The following is a 14,486-nucleotide window of genomic DNA, read 5'->3' as shown; positions in this document are numbered from 1 at the left end:
AAGTGTGTCGCGGTTTTCCAACAAGATCATGCTCAAACAATAGTCAGTTTAGCGGATTTGCATCGCTTTCCAGGCTTCCTTTTCCGAGGCTGCCTGGAAGATTGACGCTTTCGCCAGCGCCTCAGCCTCCTTGGCTGCAGCCACGGCGCCGTCGAAATCGCGGCTGTCGCCCGCCTTCTTGGCGGCGGCCAGCGTCGCGACGGTCGTGGTCCACTGGTTGCGCATGCCGGCGGCCTCCTTGGACGCAGCCTCCGCGGCAGCATAGGCGGCCATGTAGTCTGCTTCATTTGCCGCGCGCGCCGATGGCGCGAGGCTCAACGCCAGCAACATGGCGAGGGGAAGTGTCCGCTTCATGGCCGCGCTCATGGTCGTGCCCCTGGACCCGATATCGGCAGACCGTTGGCGACGTAGGAGAGGAAATATTCGACGTCGCGATATTCATCTGCCTGTGGCTCGAGCGGAACCGCGCGGGTCTGGCTGTTGCAGGTGATGAAGCGGCGGCTGGTCGTGCCCATGCCGCCCCATTCGGAGCGGTAGATCGGCAGCGCATTCAGGATGCCGAGCGCCGGCGCCAGAACCTCGGCGCGAATGCGTTCGCCTGGGCTCTGCACGTGGCAGCTCGCGCAGGAGAAGTTCAGCTGGCCGCGGCGGGTGTAGAAATAGCGCTTCCCGTTCTCGAACGCCTCCAGCGCGCGCGGATCATCGGGGATCTTGATGTCCATCGGCTTGCCGCGCGAGGTGAAGGCCATGTACGCCGTCAGCGAGGCCATCTCGTCCTTGACGTAGGAGTAAGGTTGCTCGCCATTGGCCTCGCGGCAGCGGTTGAGCGCCAGCTCCAGCGTAACGACCTTGCCTTCCCCGGTGTCGAAATAAGGATAGTTCTGGCGGATGCCGATGCCGCCGTTCGGGAAGCAGTCGGCATAGGTCTTGCCGTTCTTGAACGGCGTTGCAAACATCTCCTTGCCGGCGTCGAGCGCGAACTCGTAAGGAGGGAATTCCTCCTTCTCCCGCCACTGCCGCTTCATGTCCTCGTTCATGGAATAAGGACCGTTGGCGAAATCCTCGTGCTTCACGTCAGGAAACTTCTGGAAGAAGTAGTTCTGGAACGCCCTGGCGTCGGCGACAGGGTCGACCTTGTCGGCTGCGATCACGCGCGGAGAGGTGAGCGCCAACGCGACGAGCGCGGCGCTCAACGAGGACAGCAGGAGGGCGGCGCCTGCCTTCATCACGCGATCTTCGCGGTGGTCTGGTCCGAGCCGCCCTTGTTGTCGGTCCAGGAGATCGTGAGGTCATCGCCCTTCTTGGCGCCCTTGAAGCTGAACTTTACATAGGGATCCTTGGAGATCGCGGTGCCCCAATTGGCGACGAAGACGTCCTTGCCGTTACAAGCGAACTTCAGTTCCTGGATGTAATGCGCCGGGATCAGCTCGCCCTTGGAATCCCTCACGAGGCCGGTGTCCATGGGGTGCTGGATCAGCGTCTGCACCTCGGTGATATCGCCATTGGATGTTGCGCGGACGCGAATGCTGGATGCCATCTCCGATCTCCCTTAGCCGCCGCAGCCGCCCACGGTGACCTTCACTTCCTTGGTCGCGCTGTAGAGCTTGCCGTCGGCTTCCACGATCGCGGTCACGTTGCTGGTCTTCGCCATCTTCAGCCGGTTGGCGACAGCGGGGATCGTGCCCTCAGGGAATTTGTAGCTTGCCGCCAGCGCGTTCGGATTCTCGGCGACGAAGAACGAGATCGAGGTGACCTTGTCGAGCGTCGTCGTCACCGCCATCGGCACCACGCCGCCGTTCTCGGCGATCTCGGGCGCGTCCAGCTTGACCTTGTCGGATGGCTCGGCGGTCCTGCCGTAGAGCGCCTTGATCGCCTCCGCCTCGTTCTTCAGCTTGAACGCCTCTTCCGGATATTTGTCGTTGGCTGCGGCCTGCGCGGGGGCAAACGGCAGATTGCCGAGGCCGATCAGCGCGACCGTAACAGCGCCCTGCAGGATCAGGCGTCGCGTCGGATGAGGGCCGGTATGCGTTGTCATCTCAAGTCTCCTTGGGCCGGCCGTTACAGCGTCTGCAGGAAATCAACGATCGCGTTGATCTCCTGCTCTGTCAGGATGCGGTTGCGGCCGAACGGCGGCATCATGGTCTGCGGATTGCGTTTGGTCTCGTCGAACAGGATCGCGACCAGCTCGTTGCGATCAGGGTATTTTGCCTTGAGATCCCTCAGCTCGGGGCCGATCGTGCCGGGCAGATCGCCGCCCTTGATGACGTGGCAGGTCAGGCAATTCCCCTTGCCGCGGTCAAAGGCGAGCTTCCGGCCCTCTGATATCGCGGACTGCGCCCACGCCGCCGGCGCGCCGAGGCCTGTGAGGACGGCCAGCGCGAGAAGCAGGGCGGGCTTGCGGGGAAAAGCGGTCAAAGCATCGTTCCGAGGCTTATCATGTCTGCAAAAGATAGTGTTCAAAAGCACAAAGGACATGCCCTGACAATCAAGACTATGCAGGCCGCAAAATGGCGTTAATATCTTCCGCATTGCAACTGATGAGATAGATCGTTCATCAAGCCGGCCTTATCAGGCAAATTGTTCGGGGCGTTTTGCCGTTGCTCGCGTTTTCGACCGCATTCTCATTTTCCGGGGACATGAATTGGCTGAATATGTCGTTGAATTTGGCAGGGACGGCGGGCGGGTTGAGCCCGATGGCCGTCTCGATGCACCGGCCTTCCATCGCAACCACGAACCGCTCTGGGCGGCGCTCGAAAAGCACCTCGCCGGGCGGTCCGGCGACGTCGTCGAGGTCGGCAGTGGAACCGGCCAGCACGTGGTCCATTTCGCCCGCCACACGCCTGATCTGGTCTGGTGGCCGAGCGACCTCAACCAGCGCCACGTGAAGAGCATCGAGGCCTGGCGCGTGCATTCGGGCCTGACAAACGTCCGCAGCCCCCTGCGCATCGATCTGTCCGATCCCGATTGGTGTCCGGAAATGCGAAGCGGGCAGGGGCCGCACGATCTCGCGGCGGTGTTCTGCGCCAATGTCATTCACATTGCGCCCTGGACCGTGGCCGAGGGCCTGTTCGCCGGCGCCGGCCGTTATCTACGCGCCGACGGCGAGCTGTTCCTCTACGGCCCGTTCAAGCGCGACGGCAAGCATACGGCGCTGAGCAACGCCGTGTTCGACACCTCCTTGCGCGAAGGCAATCCCGAATGGGGCGTCCGCGACGTCGCCGACGTCGAGACGCTGGCGAAGGCGGTGGGCCTTCGTCTCATCGATACGATCGAAATGCCGGCGAACAATCTGACCCTGGTGTTCGGGCGGGGATAAAGCGAGGCCGTTAGGCCTCGCCATCCCTCCATCCGATCTTCTCCTTCAGGAATTGAAACCCCAGCACCTGGAAGCCGGCGCGCTCCTTGTTGTCCTTGCCGTAGCCGTGGCCGCCGGCGGCGGGCTCGTAGAACCAGGCCTCATAGCCCATGGCCTGGAGCTTGGCCGCCATCTTGCGCGCGTGGCCGGGATGGACGCGGTCGTCGCGCCGCGTCGTGGCGATCAGGATCGGCGGATAGGGCCGGTCTGGCTTTGCGTTATGATAGGCCGAGTAGGTCTTCAGCCATTCCCACTCCTCCACCTTGTCGGGGTCGCCATATTCCGCGATCCAGCTCGCGCCCGCCAGCAGCTTGGTGTAGCGGCGCATGTCGATCAGGGGGATGGTGCAGAACAGCGCCCCGAACCGCTCGGGGTAGCGCACCAGCATGTTGGTGATGAGGATGCCGCCGTTCGATCCACCCTGGGCCGCGATGCGCTTCGGCTGCGTCACGCCGCGGCGGACGAGATCGGCGGCCACGGCTGCGAAATCATCATGCGACAGCTTCTTGCCGGCGTGGCGGCCGGCATCATGCCACCGCGTGCCGAACTCGCCGCCGCCGCGCAAATTCGCCTGCACCGTGGTGCCGCCGCGCTCCAGCCACAGCTTGCCGAGCGATGAATTGTATTCCGGCTTCACCGCGAGGCCGAAGCCGCCATAGGCGCTCATATGAACCGGCGCATCGCCGCTTTCGCCAGCCGGGCCGGTCTGCACATAGGGAATGCGCTCGCCGTCGACCGAGATCGCCTCGTGCTGGGTCACGACGAGGCCGTCCGCGTTGAAAATCTTCGGGGCCTGTTTCAGGACCTCGGGACTTTCGACGCCGCGCTCGATCAGCATCAGCGACGGCGGCGTCAGCGGATCCTGCACATTGGCGAGCAGATCGCCGTTGCTTTGGGATTCGTGGCGGTCGGGACTCCAGACATCGACGACGCCGATATCGGGCAACCCTTGCAGCCGCTGTTTGCTCCAGCCCGATGTCGATGGCGTGCAGATCTCGAACACCGGCCGTAGCTCGTCGAGGATCGAGAGCACGAGCTTGCCGCCGGTCCAGAAGAAACCCTGCAACGCTCGCCGCGGCCCCGGCTCGAACAAGACCGTGAAATGGCGGCCTCCTGCAAGGAACGCCGAGAGCGGCATGCCGAGCATCGCGTCGGCAACGTAAGTGTGTCCCGCGATCGACCAGGTCTGGCGTGGCTTGACCGCGAGCCAGTCGCCATGGACCTGCATCCAGATGTCGCTGGGCAGGTCGAGCTTCGTCGTTGCGCCGGATGCGGTACCGAGCGAGGAGCTGAAATTGAAGAAGTCCGACTGGTCGATGAACCAGACGCGCAGTGTTGCCGAGGTGTCGTCGACATAGCTGTACACGCGCATATGGTCGGCGGTCGTCTCGAAGATCACTGCGGCCTGATCGACGCTGGTCCCCCGTCGCCACAGCCGCACGGTTCTCGCGTAACCGGAACTTGTCGCCATACCCTCGCCAAGCGCGCTCGACAGCAGCAGCGTGTCGGCATCGACCCAATCGACGCCGCTCTTGGCCTCCGGCAGGACGAAACCGTCGGCGACGAACTCCTTCGTCGCGATATCGAACTCACGCAAGGTGACGGCATCGCTGCCGCCGCGCGACAGGCTCAGGATGACGCGCGTGCTTCCGGCTCGCGTGGATGCGCCGCCGAAAAGCCAGTCTGCGCCTTCGGTCGCGGCAAGCCGATCGATATCGAGCAAGGTCTCCCAGGCCGGTTCGGCCTTGCGAAATTCCGCCAGCGTGGTGCGCCGCCACAGGCCGCGCGGGTTCGCGGCGTCCTTCCAAAGATTGTAGAGAAAACCGTCGCGGCGGCTGACATAAGGGATGTTGTCCGATCGGTCGTAGATCGCGGCAAGGATGGCGGTGTCGCGTTCGAACACCGCGCCGCCGAATTGCTGCAGCGTCGCCCGGTTCTGACGCTCGACGAATTCGAGCGCGCGGGCGCCCTCGATCTCCTCCAGCCAGAGCCAGGGATCGTCGTCGGGAGCTTGAAGCGTGGGCCTGTCATTGGCGGACATGAACGAAACTCCGAAAAATCGCGGCGGATAGGATTTGATCGAGCGCAAGCCGTCAAGAGCGCGGGCCGGATATCATCGGTCCGATTGCGTCAGAGGCATGGCCTGCGCCCGTTTGCGCCGGTTGCCCGGCCCTTTCGACCCCTCCATAGTGCCCGGGAATCAACGAGCTTTTTCGGCGGAATGCCAATGCTGGACGTGACCACTGCCAACGAGATCGCCGACGATGCCCGCGTGCGTGCCAATGTGGTGCGCCTTGCCGCGGCGCAGGCGCTGACCGGCGCCAATTCGGCCGTGATCTTCGCCACTGGTGCGATCGTTGGCGCTACGCTCGCTCCCGACATGTCGTTCGCGACGGTGCCGATCTCGATGTATGTGGTGGGGCTCGCCGCCGGCACGCTGCCGACAGGCGCGATCTCGCGCCGCTTCGGCCGCCGCGCAGCCTTCATCATCGGCACCGGCCTCGGCACGCTCACCGGTCTCACCGGCTCGTTCGCGATCCTGCACGGCTCGTTCGCGCTGTTTTGTCTCGCAACCTTTCTCGGCGGCCTCTACGGCTCGGTGGCGCAATCCTATCGCTTCGCCGCGGCCGACGGCGCCAGCGCGGCCTATCGGCCCAAGGCGGTGTCGTGGGTGATGGCGGGCGGCGTGTTCGCCGGCGTGCTCGGTCCGCAGCTGGTGCAATGGACCATGGACGTCTGGTCGCCCTATCTGTTTGCCTTCAGCTTCCTGGTGCAGGCCGCGGTCGCATTGATCGCGATGGGCATCGTCGCCGGCGTCGATATGCCCAAGCCCGCGCCGGCCGATCTGCATGGCGGACGGCCGCTGCTCGCCATCGTGAGCCAGCCGCGCTTCATCGCCGCCGCGCTGTGCGGCGTCATCGCCTATCCCATGATGAATCTGGTCATGACCTCGGCGCCCTTGGCCATGAAGATGTGCGGGCTCTCCGTGTCGGATTCCAATTTCGGCATCCAATGGCACATCGTCGCCATGTACGGGCCGAGCTTCTTCACCGGCGCGCTGATTGCCCGCTTCGGCGCGCCCAGGATGGTTGCTGCCGGCCTGCTGCTGGAAGCCGGCGCCGCTACCATCGGGCTATCAGGCATCACCGCGATGCATTTCTGGGCCACGCTGTTCGTGCTCGGCGTCGGCTGGAATTTCTCCTTCATCGGTGCCTCCGCCTTGGTGCTGGAAACGCACCGCCCGCAAGAGCGCAACAAGGTGCAGGCCTTCAACGATTTCCTGGTGTTCGGCATGATGGCGGTCGGCTCGTTCTCCTCGGGCCAGCTGCTCGCGAATTTCGGCTGGTCCGCGGTGAACATGGTGGTGTTCCCGCCTGTCGCGCTCGGCCTCGTCGCGCTCTCGCTGGCGTCCTGGGCCCGCCGTCGCAAGGCGCGGCTCGAAGCGGCCATGGGCGAGTTCCCGGACGCGATCTAACTGGCAGGAGCTTGTCAGCAGTCTCGATACTTCGATCCAGCTCGAAGTGATTTCTGGAGACGATTTACTAGATGATGCGTCATGGCCGGGCTTGTCCCGGCCATCCACGTCTTGGACGCGCGGATCGAAGAACGTGGATGCCCGGGACAAGCCCGGGCATGACGGAGTAAGCAGCATGCTAGATAATCCCCAGCACACAGCTCCCTACGATGAAACCTCGTTCCGCTACGAAGGCTGGCGCATCGTCGCGGTCTGCTTCCTGCTCGCGACCTTCGGCTGGGGCCTCGGCTTCTACGGCCAGAGCGTCTACGTCGCCGAGCTTCAGCGCGCGCGGGGCTGGCCGGCCTCGCTGATCTCGTCAGGCACGACGTTCTTCTATCTGTTCAGCGCGCTGCTGGTCGTTTTTGTCGGCGAAGCCGTCCGAAAATATGGTCCGCGTCCCTCTCTGATCGCTGGCACGCTGGCGATGGCGGCAGCTGGCGTGGCGATCGGCGCGGTGCGCGAGCCCTGGCAGCTTTGGCTTGCCGATGCCGTGCTCGCCTTCGGCTGGGCCGGCACGAGTCTGGCCATGATCACCAACACGATCAGCCTCTGGTTCGAGCACAAGCGCGGCATGGCGATCAGCCTCGCGTTGAACGGCGCCAGTTTTGGCGGCATCGTCGGCGTGCCGCTGCTGGTGGTGATGATCAGCCATATCGGGTTTGCGAACGCCATGTTCGCGACATCAGGCGCCATGCTGGTGCTGCTGGTGCCGCTCATCCTGCTGATCGTCGGTCGGCCGCCGGATCTCCACGGCTGGCGGGCGGCAGCAGAGACAAAATCATCGACAGAGATCCGCAAGCATGCGCTGCGCGATGTCGGCTTCCTCACGGTGACCATTGCCTTCTCGCTGGTGCTGTTCGCGCAAGTCGGCTTCATCGTGCACCTGATCTCGTTTCTCGATCCCGTGATCGGACGCGAGCGCGCCGCCGTGGCGGTCGCGGTGCTGACCGCGATGGCGGTGGTCGGCCGTGTGCTGTTCTCGATGGTGATCGACCGGCTTAACCAGCGCCTTGCCTCGGCGCTGTCGTTCCTGAGCCAGGCGGCGGCGCTCGGCGTCGTCATCGCCATGCACAACGACTATGTGCTGATCGCGGCCTGCGCGGTGTTCGGCTTCTCGGTCGGCAATCTCATCACGCTGCCGTCGCTGATCGTGCAGCAGGAGTTCGATAGCGCCGCGTTCGGCGTGCTGATCAGCCTCAACACCGCGATCAACCAGGTGACCTATGCCTTTGGCCCCGGCGTCGTCGGCTTCTTGCGCGATTGGTCCGGCGGGTACGCGCTGCCGTTCTATCTCTGCATCGCGCTGGAGGTGGTGGCCGCGGCGTTAATCTTGGTGCGCGGGAAGCCAAGAGCGAAGGTCTCGTAGGGTGGGTTAGCGAAGCGTAACCCACCCTACGAAATCACCGCGGCATCACCCCTCCCGCTGCCTCAACAACCCCTCCACATCCAGCCGCTTGGTAAACATCGCGAGCTTGCCATCCGGCCCGAACGGCCATTGCTCCCGCGGCTTGTCCCAATACAGCTCCACGCCGTTCTGGTCAGGATCGCGCAAATACAGCGCCTCGCTCACGCCATGGTCGCTGGCGCCATCCAGCGCAATGCCTGCTGTCAGCACCCGATGCAGCGCATCCGCCAGCGCCGGGCGCGTCGGATAGAGGATCGCGGTGTGAAACAGCCCGGTGGTGCCCGGCGGCGGCGGCGAGCCGCCCTTGCTTTCCCAGGTGTTGAGCCCGATGTGGTGATGATAGCCGCCGGCCGAGATGAAGGCCGCACCCGAGCCCATGCGCTGCATCAGCTCGAAGCCGAGCACGCCGCAATAGAAACCGAGCGCACGATCGAGATCGGCAACCTTGAGATGGACGTGGCCGATGCGCGTGCCGGCGGGGACGGGTGATGTTTGCGACATGTGGCTGCTCCGTGTCTAAACCTCACTTAAGCCGGGGTTCGGCACACCGCCACTGGCTGATCCCGAAACCCAGCGTTTCCAGATGCGAGCTTAAGTCAGCTCCGGCACCTCACCCTCCGGCAGCTCGAACTCGAACGTGTTCAGCGTCATCGACACCATCGTGTAATAGCCGCACAGCCCGATTACCTCGACGACGCCGCGTTCGCTGAGCAGCTTGACGGCCTCGTCATAGAGCCCCTTCTCGACACCGTGCCCCTCATGCAGCGACTTCGCGAGATCGTAGATCATCTTTCCCTTGGGGTCGTCGAACTCGGGCGTGCGGCGATCGCGGATCGCGTCGATGATGTCCACCTTCATGCCGCCAGCAAGCGCAAGGCGCTTGTGCGCATACCATTCGTACTGTGCGGTCCAGTGCCGCGCCGTCACCAGGATCGCGATCTCCGAAAGTTTTGCCGGGAAGATGGTGTCGTAGCGCAGCACCTCGCCGAGCCGCGTGGCGTGACGGGCCATGTCCGGGCTGTTCAGCCAGGCCATCATCGGCGCCGGCGGCTTGCCGCGTTTGCCGGCAATCGACTCGTCATAGGTCTGCCGCTGGCTCTCGTTCATTTCGCCAGGCGAAAGAAGCTTTAGGCGCATCCTCGTTTCCTCTTTGTTTTCAAGCACCATCGCGTCGCGACTATAGCCGACAACGCCTTGCGGAAGTGGTTGAATTCCGCGAGGGCTTGGCCCAGAGTCGCGCTCAACAAGGGTTGCATTGATGGAAACGACCAATGACTGACGCCAAAACCAGCGAAATTGAAAGCGCCGATCTCGAAAAATTCCGTAGCGAGACGCGCGCCTGGCTCGAGGCCAATTGCCCGCCGGAAATGCGCAAGCCCGCAACCTCCGACGCCGACGTGTTCTGGGGTGGACGCAATGCAAAATTCTCCTCCGAGCCGCAGCGCGTCTGGTTCGAGCGCATGCGCGACAAGGGCTGGACCGTGCCGGATTGGCCCAGGGAGTATGGCGGTGGGGGCTTGAGCGCGGCCGAGCACAAGGTGCTGCGTTCCGAGATGGCCAGGATCGGCGCGCGCCCGCCGCTGTCGAGCTTCGGCATCTGGATGCTCGGACCGGCGCTGCTGAAATACGGCAACGAGGCGCAGAAGAAAGAGCACCTGCCGAAGATCGCCGCGGGCCTGATCCGCTGGTGCCAGGGCTATTCCGAGCCGAACGCCGGCTCCGACCTCGCCTCGCTGCAGACCCGCGCCGAGAGCGATGGCGACGACTTCATCATCAACGGCCAGAAGATCTGGACGTCGTACGCGAACTACGCGGACTGGATCTTCTGCCTCGTGCGCACCGATCCCGCGGCGAAGAAGCACGACGGCATCAGCTTCATCCTGTTCGACATGGCCTCGAAGGGCGTCACCACCAAGCCGATCCTGCTGATCTCGGGCTATTCGCCGTTCTGCGAGACCTTCTTCGACAATGTCCGCGTGCCGAAATCGCATGTGGTGGGCCAGATCAACCGCGGCTGGGACGTCGCCAAATATCTGCTGCAGCACGAGCGCGCGATGATCTCGGGGATGGGCGAGCGCGGCGTCGGTCGTCCGCTCGGCCAGATCGCGGCCGATTCCGTCGGCACCGATGCGCTGGGGCGGCTCGACGATGCGATGCTGCGCGGCCAGATTGCGACCTTCGACGTCGACGAAGCCGCGCTCGCCGCCTGCGCCGAGCGCGCGGTCGATCTCGCCAAGGCCGGCCAGGCGCATCCGGCGTTCTCGTCGGCGATGAAATATTACGGCACCGAGCTCAACAAGCGCCGCTACGAGATCCTGATGTCGGCCGGCGGCATCGACGCGCTGGAATGGGAGAGCGAACGCTCCAAGCATGGCGCCCGCCCGCGCGCCTGGCTGCGCACCAAGGCCAACTCGATCGAGGGCGGCACGTCCGAGGTCATGCTCGGCATCGTCGCCAAGCGCATCCTGGATCTGCCGGGGGCGTGAGCCGCGCACTCACCATGCGTCATTCCGGGGCGCGCGTAGCGCGAGCCCGGAATCCATCTCACCGCGGAAATGCCGCTCGATGGATTCCGGGCCTGCGCCTCCGGCGCATCCCGGAATGACGAACCAAAACAGATTTCGAATCGGAAACACACCCATGGCCCTCGTCCTCACCGAAGAACAATCAATGCTCCGCGACTCCGCGCGCGGGCTGATCAGCGACAAGGCGCCGGTGTCGCATCTGCGGCACCTGCGCGACAGCAAGGATCCCACCGGCTTCTCCAAGGAGCTCTGGCAATCCTTCGCCGAGATGGGCTTTGCCGGCCTGCTGGTTCCGGAAGAGTTCGGCGGCAGCGGCCTCGGCTTCATGGAGGCCGGCGTGGTCATGGAGGAAATCGGCCGCACCTTGATGCCGTCGCCTTTCCTCGCCACGTCCGTGGTCGCAGCATCCGCGTTGAACCGCGGCGGCAATGCCGCGCAGAAGGCGGAGTTCTTGCCCAGGATTTCCAACGGCTCGCTGCTGGCGACGCTCGCAATCGACGAAGGCGCAAAGCACCGCCCGCTCCACACCGCCTTGCAGGCCGTGCGCGCCGGCAACGGCTTTAAATTGTCCGGCGCCAAGGCGCTGGTGGTCGACGGCCACGTCGCCGATCTCTTCATCGTCGCCGCGCGCACTGCGGGCTCGGCCGGCGAGCGCGACGGGCTGACGCTGTTCCTGGTCAATCCCAAAGCCAAGGGCGTGTCGATCGAGCGCACCATCATGGTCGACGCACACAATGCGGCGCGGGTCGAGTTCGCCAATGTCGACGTCAACGCCGACAGCGTGCTCGGCGAGGTCGACCAGGCGGCTGGCCTGCTCGACGGCGTGCTCGATATCGGCCGCGGCGCGGTCGCCGCCGAAATGGTGGGCCTCAGCGACGAGGTCTTTGGCCGTACCGTCGAGTATCTCAAGAGCCGAAAACAGTTCGGCAAGCTGATCGGCGAATTCCAGGCGCTGCAGCACCGCGCCGCCGAGCTCTATGTCGACATCGAGATCACCCGCGCGGCCACCATGAAGGCGCTGCAGGCGCTGGACGCCGATGTGGCCAAGGCTGCATCAAGCGTTGCGGTGGCCAAGGCCCGCGCCGGCACCACCGCCACCCGCGCGGTGCAGGAGGGCGTGCAGATGCACGGCGGCATGGGCATGACCGACCAGTTCGACATCGGCTTCTTCATGAAGCGCGCACGTGTGTGCGAGGAATTGTTCGGGGATGCGAATTACCACTCCGAGCAGCTGGCGCGCGCGCGGGGGTATTGAGGCGGGCCGTCACGTCATACTCGATGTCATCGCCCGATTTAGGCGGGCGATCCAGTACGCCGCGGCCTATCCGCATACGACCGTCGTCTCGGAGTACTGGATCGCCCGGTCAAGCCGGGCGATGACAGTTGAGAGTGTGGAGAGCGCTTGCCCCAACCTCGTCATTGCGAGCGCCGCGAAGCAATCCAGAATCTTTCCGTGGAGACAGTCTGGATGCTTCGTCGCTTCAGCTCTCGTAGGGTGGGTTAGCGCTGCAGAAGCGCAAAGCGCATCTGCGGCGCGTAACCCACCAACTTCGTTCGGCGAACGCGGAATCATGGTGGGTTACGCCCTGCAATTGCGCCTCGCGCAATTGCAGGGCTAACCCACCCTACGAAGTGTCGCCGGAGAGCCCTCACCGCATCGGCGGCGCATACTGCACGCCGCCGGCATTCCACAGCTGGTTCATGCCGCGCGGGATCTTCAGCTGAGACTTCTCGCCGATGTTGCGCTCGTACATTTCGCCGTAATTGCCGACATGGCGGATGATGCGCACGGCCCAGTCCTTGGTCAGGCCAAGCTGCTCGCCATAATTGCCTTCGGTGCCGACGAGGCGCATCACCTCAGGCTTCTTCGACTTCAGCGCTTCGTCGATGTTCTGCGAGGTGACGCCGAGCTCCTCGGCGTTGATCATCGCGTAGAGCGTCCACTTCACGATCATCATCCAGTCGTCGTCGCGCTGGCGCACGACGGGGGCGAGCGGCTCCTTGGAGATCATGTCGGGCAGGATCATGTGATCGCCGGGCTTGGACAGGTTCAGCCGGAGCGCATAGAGCTGGGAGACGTCGGCGGTGAGCGTGTCGCACTTGCCGGTATCGTAGGCCTTCACCACATCTTCCAGCTTGTCGAACTTCACCAGCTCATACTTCATGTTGTTGGCTTTGAAGTAGTCGGCGAGGTTGAGCAGCGTGGTGGTGCCGGATTGCACGCAGACCTTGCTGTCGGCGAGGTCGAGCGAGGTCTCCTTGTTGCGGGAGCGCGGCACCATGAAGCCTTCGCCGTCGTAATAGGCGACGGCCGGGAAATACAGATCATATTCGAGCTCGCGCGACATGCTCCAGGTCGAGTTGCGCGAGAGGATGTCGACCTTGCGGCTCTGCAATTCCTTGAAGCGCTCGCTGGCATCGAGCGGGATGAACTTCGCCTTGCTCGGATCGTTGAAGATCGCCGCCGCGACGGCACGGCAGAAATCGACGTCAAAACCGGTCCAGTTGCCCTTGTCGTCGGGAATCGAGAAGCCCGGCAGGCCCTTGTTGACGCCGCACTGCACCTCGCCGCGGCGCACGGTGCGCTTCAGGGTGCGGGTGTCGTAGAATTCGTAGGTGATGGCCAAGGCGGCGACCAGCACGGCGACCGCGAGCCCGATCAGCAGGCCGCCTCGAAATGTGCGCATCATGTTGCTCTCTCGAAAAAATCGGGACAAGGAAATTTGGAAGAGGCGGGAAGCATGATTCCAAGGAAACTCCAAGGGATCATGCTTGAAGGACGGGCTTAGAGTTCGGGCTTCTGCCGGATGACCACCTTGGTCCCGACAGGAACGCGATCATAGAGATCGGCGACGTCGTTGTTGACCAGGCGGAAGCAGCCCGAGGACACCTTGGTGCCGATCGTGTCAGGCCGGTTGGTGCCGTGGATGCGGTAGACCGTGGTGCCCAGATACATGGCGCGGGCCCCCAGCGGATTGCCGGGGCCGCCGGCCATGAAGCGCGGCAGATAAGGCTGGCGCTGGATCATCTCCGGCGGCGGCGTCCAGTCCGGCCACTCCTTCTTGTTGGTGATCTGCACCAGGCCCTGCCACTGGAAGCCGTCACGACCGACGCCGATGCCGTAGCGGATCGCGCGCCCGCCCGGCTGGATCAGATAAAGGTGCCGCTCGGCGGTCGAGATGATGATGGTGCCCGGCGCTTCGGTGGTGCGATAGTACACGACCTGCTTCTGCCATTCCGGATCGAGCTCGTAGCTGTCGTCGGCGATCAGGCCGGGCTCGTCGCCGCGATCAGGCTGCTGGGCGAAAGCCTGCGGTGCGGACAGGATCAGGCCCATCGCAGCCAGCAATGTCCCGGTCAGGCGACGAAAATCCGTCATTTCAAGCTCTCCCCGCTGCCACAGCGCAAATCGTCAGGTTGCATCTGAACTCAGGGGCAGCTTCGTGGCAAGTTCAAGGCGCGCCCGATTCGTATGTCACGAGAATGCTTTGGTTTTTTGACGTGGATCAACACCATGAACAGGGTGGGTTGGCGCGAAAAGCAGTGGCAGAGGTTGCCTCTTTGGGCGGGGAGGCCGAATTTGCATCCACAGTTGCCGTCATGCCCGGGCTTGTCCCGGGCATCCACGTTCTTGGTGCCGCGGGTCAAGACGTGGATGGCCGGGACGAGCCCGGCCATGACGAT

Annotated in this window: 15 protein-coding genes; 5 read left to right on the top strand and 10 right to left on the bottom strand. The window is 64.0% G+C overall.

The features are described 5' to 3' along the window. Positions 1-48 precede the first annotated feature (48 nt). The 5 genes from XH98_RS09725 to soxX are packed head-to-tail and all read right to left on the bottom strand — an operon-like array spanning position 49 to position 2,415. A complete protein-coding gene (locus XH98_RS09725; RefSeq protein ID WP_271618459.1) occupies positions 49-354 on the bottom strand; it encodes a hypothetical protein in 306 nt (101 codons plus the stop codon). 8 nt (positions 355-362) lie between these two features. After that, complete coding sequence (gene soxA / locus XH98_RS09720; protein WP_271598149.1) at positions 363-1,226, bottom strand: sulfur oxidation c-type cytochrome SoxA; 864 nt, start codon at positions 1,224-1,226, stop codon at positions 363-365. Then, on the bottom strand, positions 1,226-1,537 hold the full coding sequence (soxZ, locus tag XH98_RS09715) for a thiosulfate oxidation carrier complex protein SoxZ (protein WP_271618458.1): 312 nt from the start codon (positions 1,535-1,537) through the stop codon (positions 1,226-1,228). The genes soxA and soxZ overlap by 1 nt, the downstream gene beginning before the upstream one ends. A gap of 12 nt (positions 1,538-1,549) precedes the next feature. Next, positions 1,550-2,035 (bottom strand): thiosulfate oxidation carrier protein SoxY, encoded by a 486-nt coding sequence (soxY, locus tag XH98_RS09710; RefSeq protein ID WP_271598150.1) that lies wholly within the window; start codon positions 2,033-2,035, stop codon positions 1,550-1,552. A gap of 23 nt (positions 2,036-2,058) precedes the next feature. Next, the gene (soxX, locus tag XH98_RS09705) at positions 2,059-2,415 is read right to left on the bottom strand and encodes a sulfur oxidation c-type cytochrome SoxX (protein WP_271618457.1); all 357 of its coding nucleotides are present in this window, start codon (positions 2,413-2,415) and stop codon (positions 2,059-2,061) included. 226 nt (positions 2,416-2,641) lie between these two features. Here soxX and XH98_RS09700 point away from each other — a divergent pair, with 226 nt between their 5' ends. Further along, a complete protein-coding gene (locus XH98_RS09700; protein WP_271618456.1) occupies positions 2,642-3,316 on the top strand; it encodes a DUF938 domain-containing protein in 675 nt (224 codons plus the stop codon). 10 nt (positions 3,317-3,326) lie between these two features. Here the strand turns inward: XH98_RS09700 and XH98_RS09695 are convergent, their stop codons facing one another. Next, entirely contained in the window at positions 3,327-5,396 is a 2,070-nt protein-coding gene (locus XH98_RS09695) for a prolyl oligopeptidase family serine peptidase (protein WP_271618455.1), read from the bottom strand. Between the two features lie 186 nt (positions 5,397-5,582). Between XH98_RS09695 and XH98_RS09690 the strand changes: the two genes are divergently transcribed. Both XH98_RS09690 and XH98_RS09685 read left to right on the top strand, forming a co-directional pair. Then, positions 5,583-6,830: an MFS transporter gene (locus XH98_RS09690; protein ID WP_271618454.1), complete on the top strand. Its 1,248-nt coding sequence runs from the start codon at positions 5,583-5,585 to the stop codon at positions 6,828-6,830. Between the two features lie 175 nt (positions 6,831-7,005). Further along, positions 7,006-8,238, top strand: coding sequence for an MFS transporter (locus tag XH98_RS09685; protein WP_271618453.1), 1,233 nt, complete (start codon positions 7,006-7,008; stop codon positions 8,236-8,238). 45 nt (positions 8,239-8,283) lie between these two features. Here XH98_RS09685 and XH98_RS09680 read toward each other — a convergent pair whose 3' ends face one another. Next, positions 8,284-8,778, bottom strand: coding sequence for a VOC family protein (locus XH98_RS09680; RefSeq protein WP_271618452.1), 495 nt, complete (start codon positions 8,776-8,778; stop codon positions 8,284-8,286). A 90-nt stretch (positions 8,779-8,868) separates the two neighbouring features. Continuing rightward, positions 8,869-9,414 carry a carboxymuconolactone decarboxylase family protein gene (locus XH98_RS09675; RefSeq protein WP_271597289.1) on the bottom strand — a complete coding sequence of 182 codons (546 nt, stop codon included), beginning with the start codon at positions 9,412-9,414 and terminating at the stop codon, positions 8,869-8,871. A 134-nt stretch (positions 9,415-9,548) separates the two neighbouring features. Here XH98_RS09675 and XH98_RS09670 point away from each other — a divergent pair, with 134 nt between their 5' ends. Then, positions 9,549-10,763, top strand: coding sequence for an acyl-CoA dehydrogenase family protein (locus tag XH98_RS09670; protein WP_271618451.1), 1,215 nt, complete (start codon positions 9,549-9,551; stop codon positions 10,761-10,763). A 154-nt stretch (positions 10,764-10,917) separates the two neighbouring features. Further along, a complete protein-coding gene (locus XH98_RS09665; protein ID WP_271618450.1) occupies positions 10,918-12,057 on the top strand; it encodes an acyl-CoA dehydrogenase family protein in 1,140 nt (379 codons plus the stop codon). Positions 12,058-12,451: 394 nt separating this feature from the next. Here the strand turns inward: XH98_RS09665 and XH98_RS09660 are convergent, their stop codons facing one another. Both XH98_RS09660 and XH98_RS09655 read right to left on the bottom strand, forming a co-directional pair. Beyond that, complete coding sequence (locus XH98_RS09660; RefSeq protein ID WP_271618449.1) at positions 12,452-13,489, bottom strand: amino acid ABC transporter substrate-binding protein; 1,038 nt, start codon at positions 13,487-13,489, stop codon at positions 12,452-12,454. Positions 13,490-13,587: 98 nt separating this feature from the next. After that, positions 13,588-14,181 carry a L,D-transpeptidase gene (locus tag XH98_RS09655; protein ID WP_057747129.1) on the bottom strand — a complete coding sequence of 198 codons (594 nt, stop codon included), beginning with the start codon at positions 14,179-14,181 and terminating at the stop codon, positions 13,588-13,590. Positions 14,182-14,486 lie beyond the last annotated feature (305 nt).

Source organism: Bradyrhizobium sp. CCBAU 51745, assembly GCF_028128715.1.
Lineage (GTDB): Bacteria > Pseudomonadota > Alphaproteobacteria > Rhizobiales > Xanthobacteraceae > Bradyrhizobium > Bradyrhizobium manausense.
Note: the sequence above shows the minus strand (reverse complement) of the source record. Positions and strands in the feature narration are given on the sequence as shown.

Excerpts from the sequence above, each read along its gene's own strand:
- XH98_RS09725 (WP_271618459.1), bottom strand. The coding sequence starts at position 354 with ATGAAGCGGACACTTCCCCTCGCCATGTTGCTGGCGTTGAGCCTCGCG.
- soxA (WP_271598149.1), bottom strand. The coding sequence starts at position 1,226 with ATGAAGGCAGGCGCCGCCCTCCTGCTGTCCTCGTTGAGCGCCGCGCTC.
- soxZ (WP_271618458.1), bottom strand. The coding sequence starts at position 1,537 with ATGGCATCCAGCATTCGCGTCCGCGCAACATCCAATGGCGATATCACC.
- soxY (WP_271598150.1), bottom strand. The coding sequence starts at position 2,035 with ATGACAACGCATACCGGCCCTCATCCGACGCGACGCCTGATCCTGCAG.
- XH98_RS09695 (WP_271618455.1), bottom strand. The coding sequence starts at position 5,396 with ATGTCCGCCAATGACAGGCCCACGCTTCAAGCTCCCGACGACGATCCC.
- XH98_RS09690 (WP_271618454.1), top strand. The coding sequence starts at position 5,583 with ATGCTGGACGTGACCACTGCCAACGAGATCGCCGACGATGCCCGCGTG.
- XH98_RS09685 (WP_271618453.1), top strand. The coding sequence starts at position 7,006 with ATGCTAGATAATCCCCAGCACACAGCTCCCTACGATGAAACCTCGTTC.
- XH98_RS09680 (WP_271618452.1), bottom strand. The coding sequence starts at position 8,778 with ATGTCGCAAACATCACCCGTCCCCGCCGGCACGCGCATCGGCCACGTC.
- XH98_RS09675 (WP_271597289.1), bottom strand. The coding sequence starts at position 9,414 with ATGCGCCTAAAGCTTCTTTCGCCTGGCGAAATGAACGAGAGCCAGCGG.
- XH98_RS09670 (WP_271618451.1), top strand. The coding sequence starts at position 9,549 with ATGACTGACGCCAAAACCAGCGAAATTGAAAGCGCCGATCTCGAAAAA.
- XH98_RS09665 (WP_271618450.1), top strand. The coding sequence starts at position 10,918 with ATGGCCCTCGTCCTCACCGAAGAACAATCAATGCTCCGCGACTCCGCG.
- XH98_RS09660 (WP_271618449.1), bottom strand. The coding sequence starts at position 13,489 with ATGCGCACATTTCGAGGCGGCCTGCTGATCGGGCTCGCGGTCGCCGTG.
- XH98_RS09655 (WP_057747129.1), bottom strand. The coding sequence starts at position 14,181 with ATGACGGATTTTCGTCGCCTGACCGGGACATTGCTGGCTGCGATGGGC.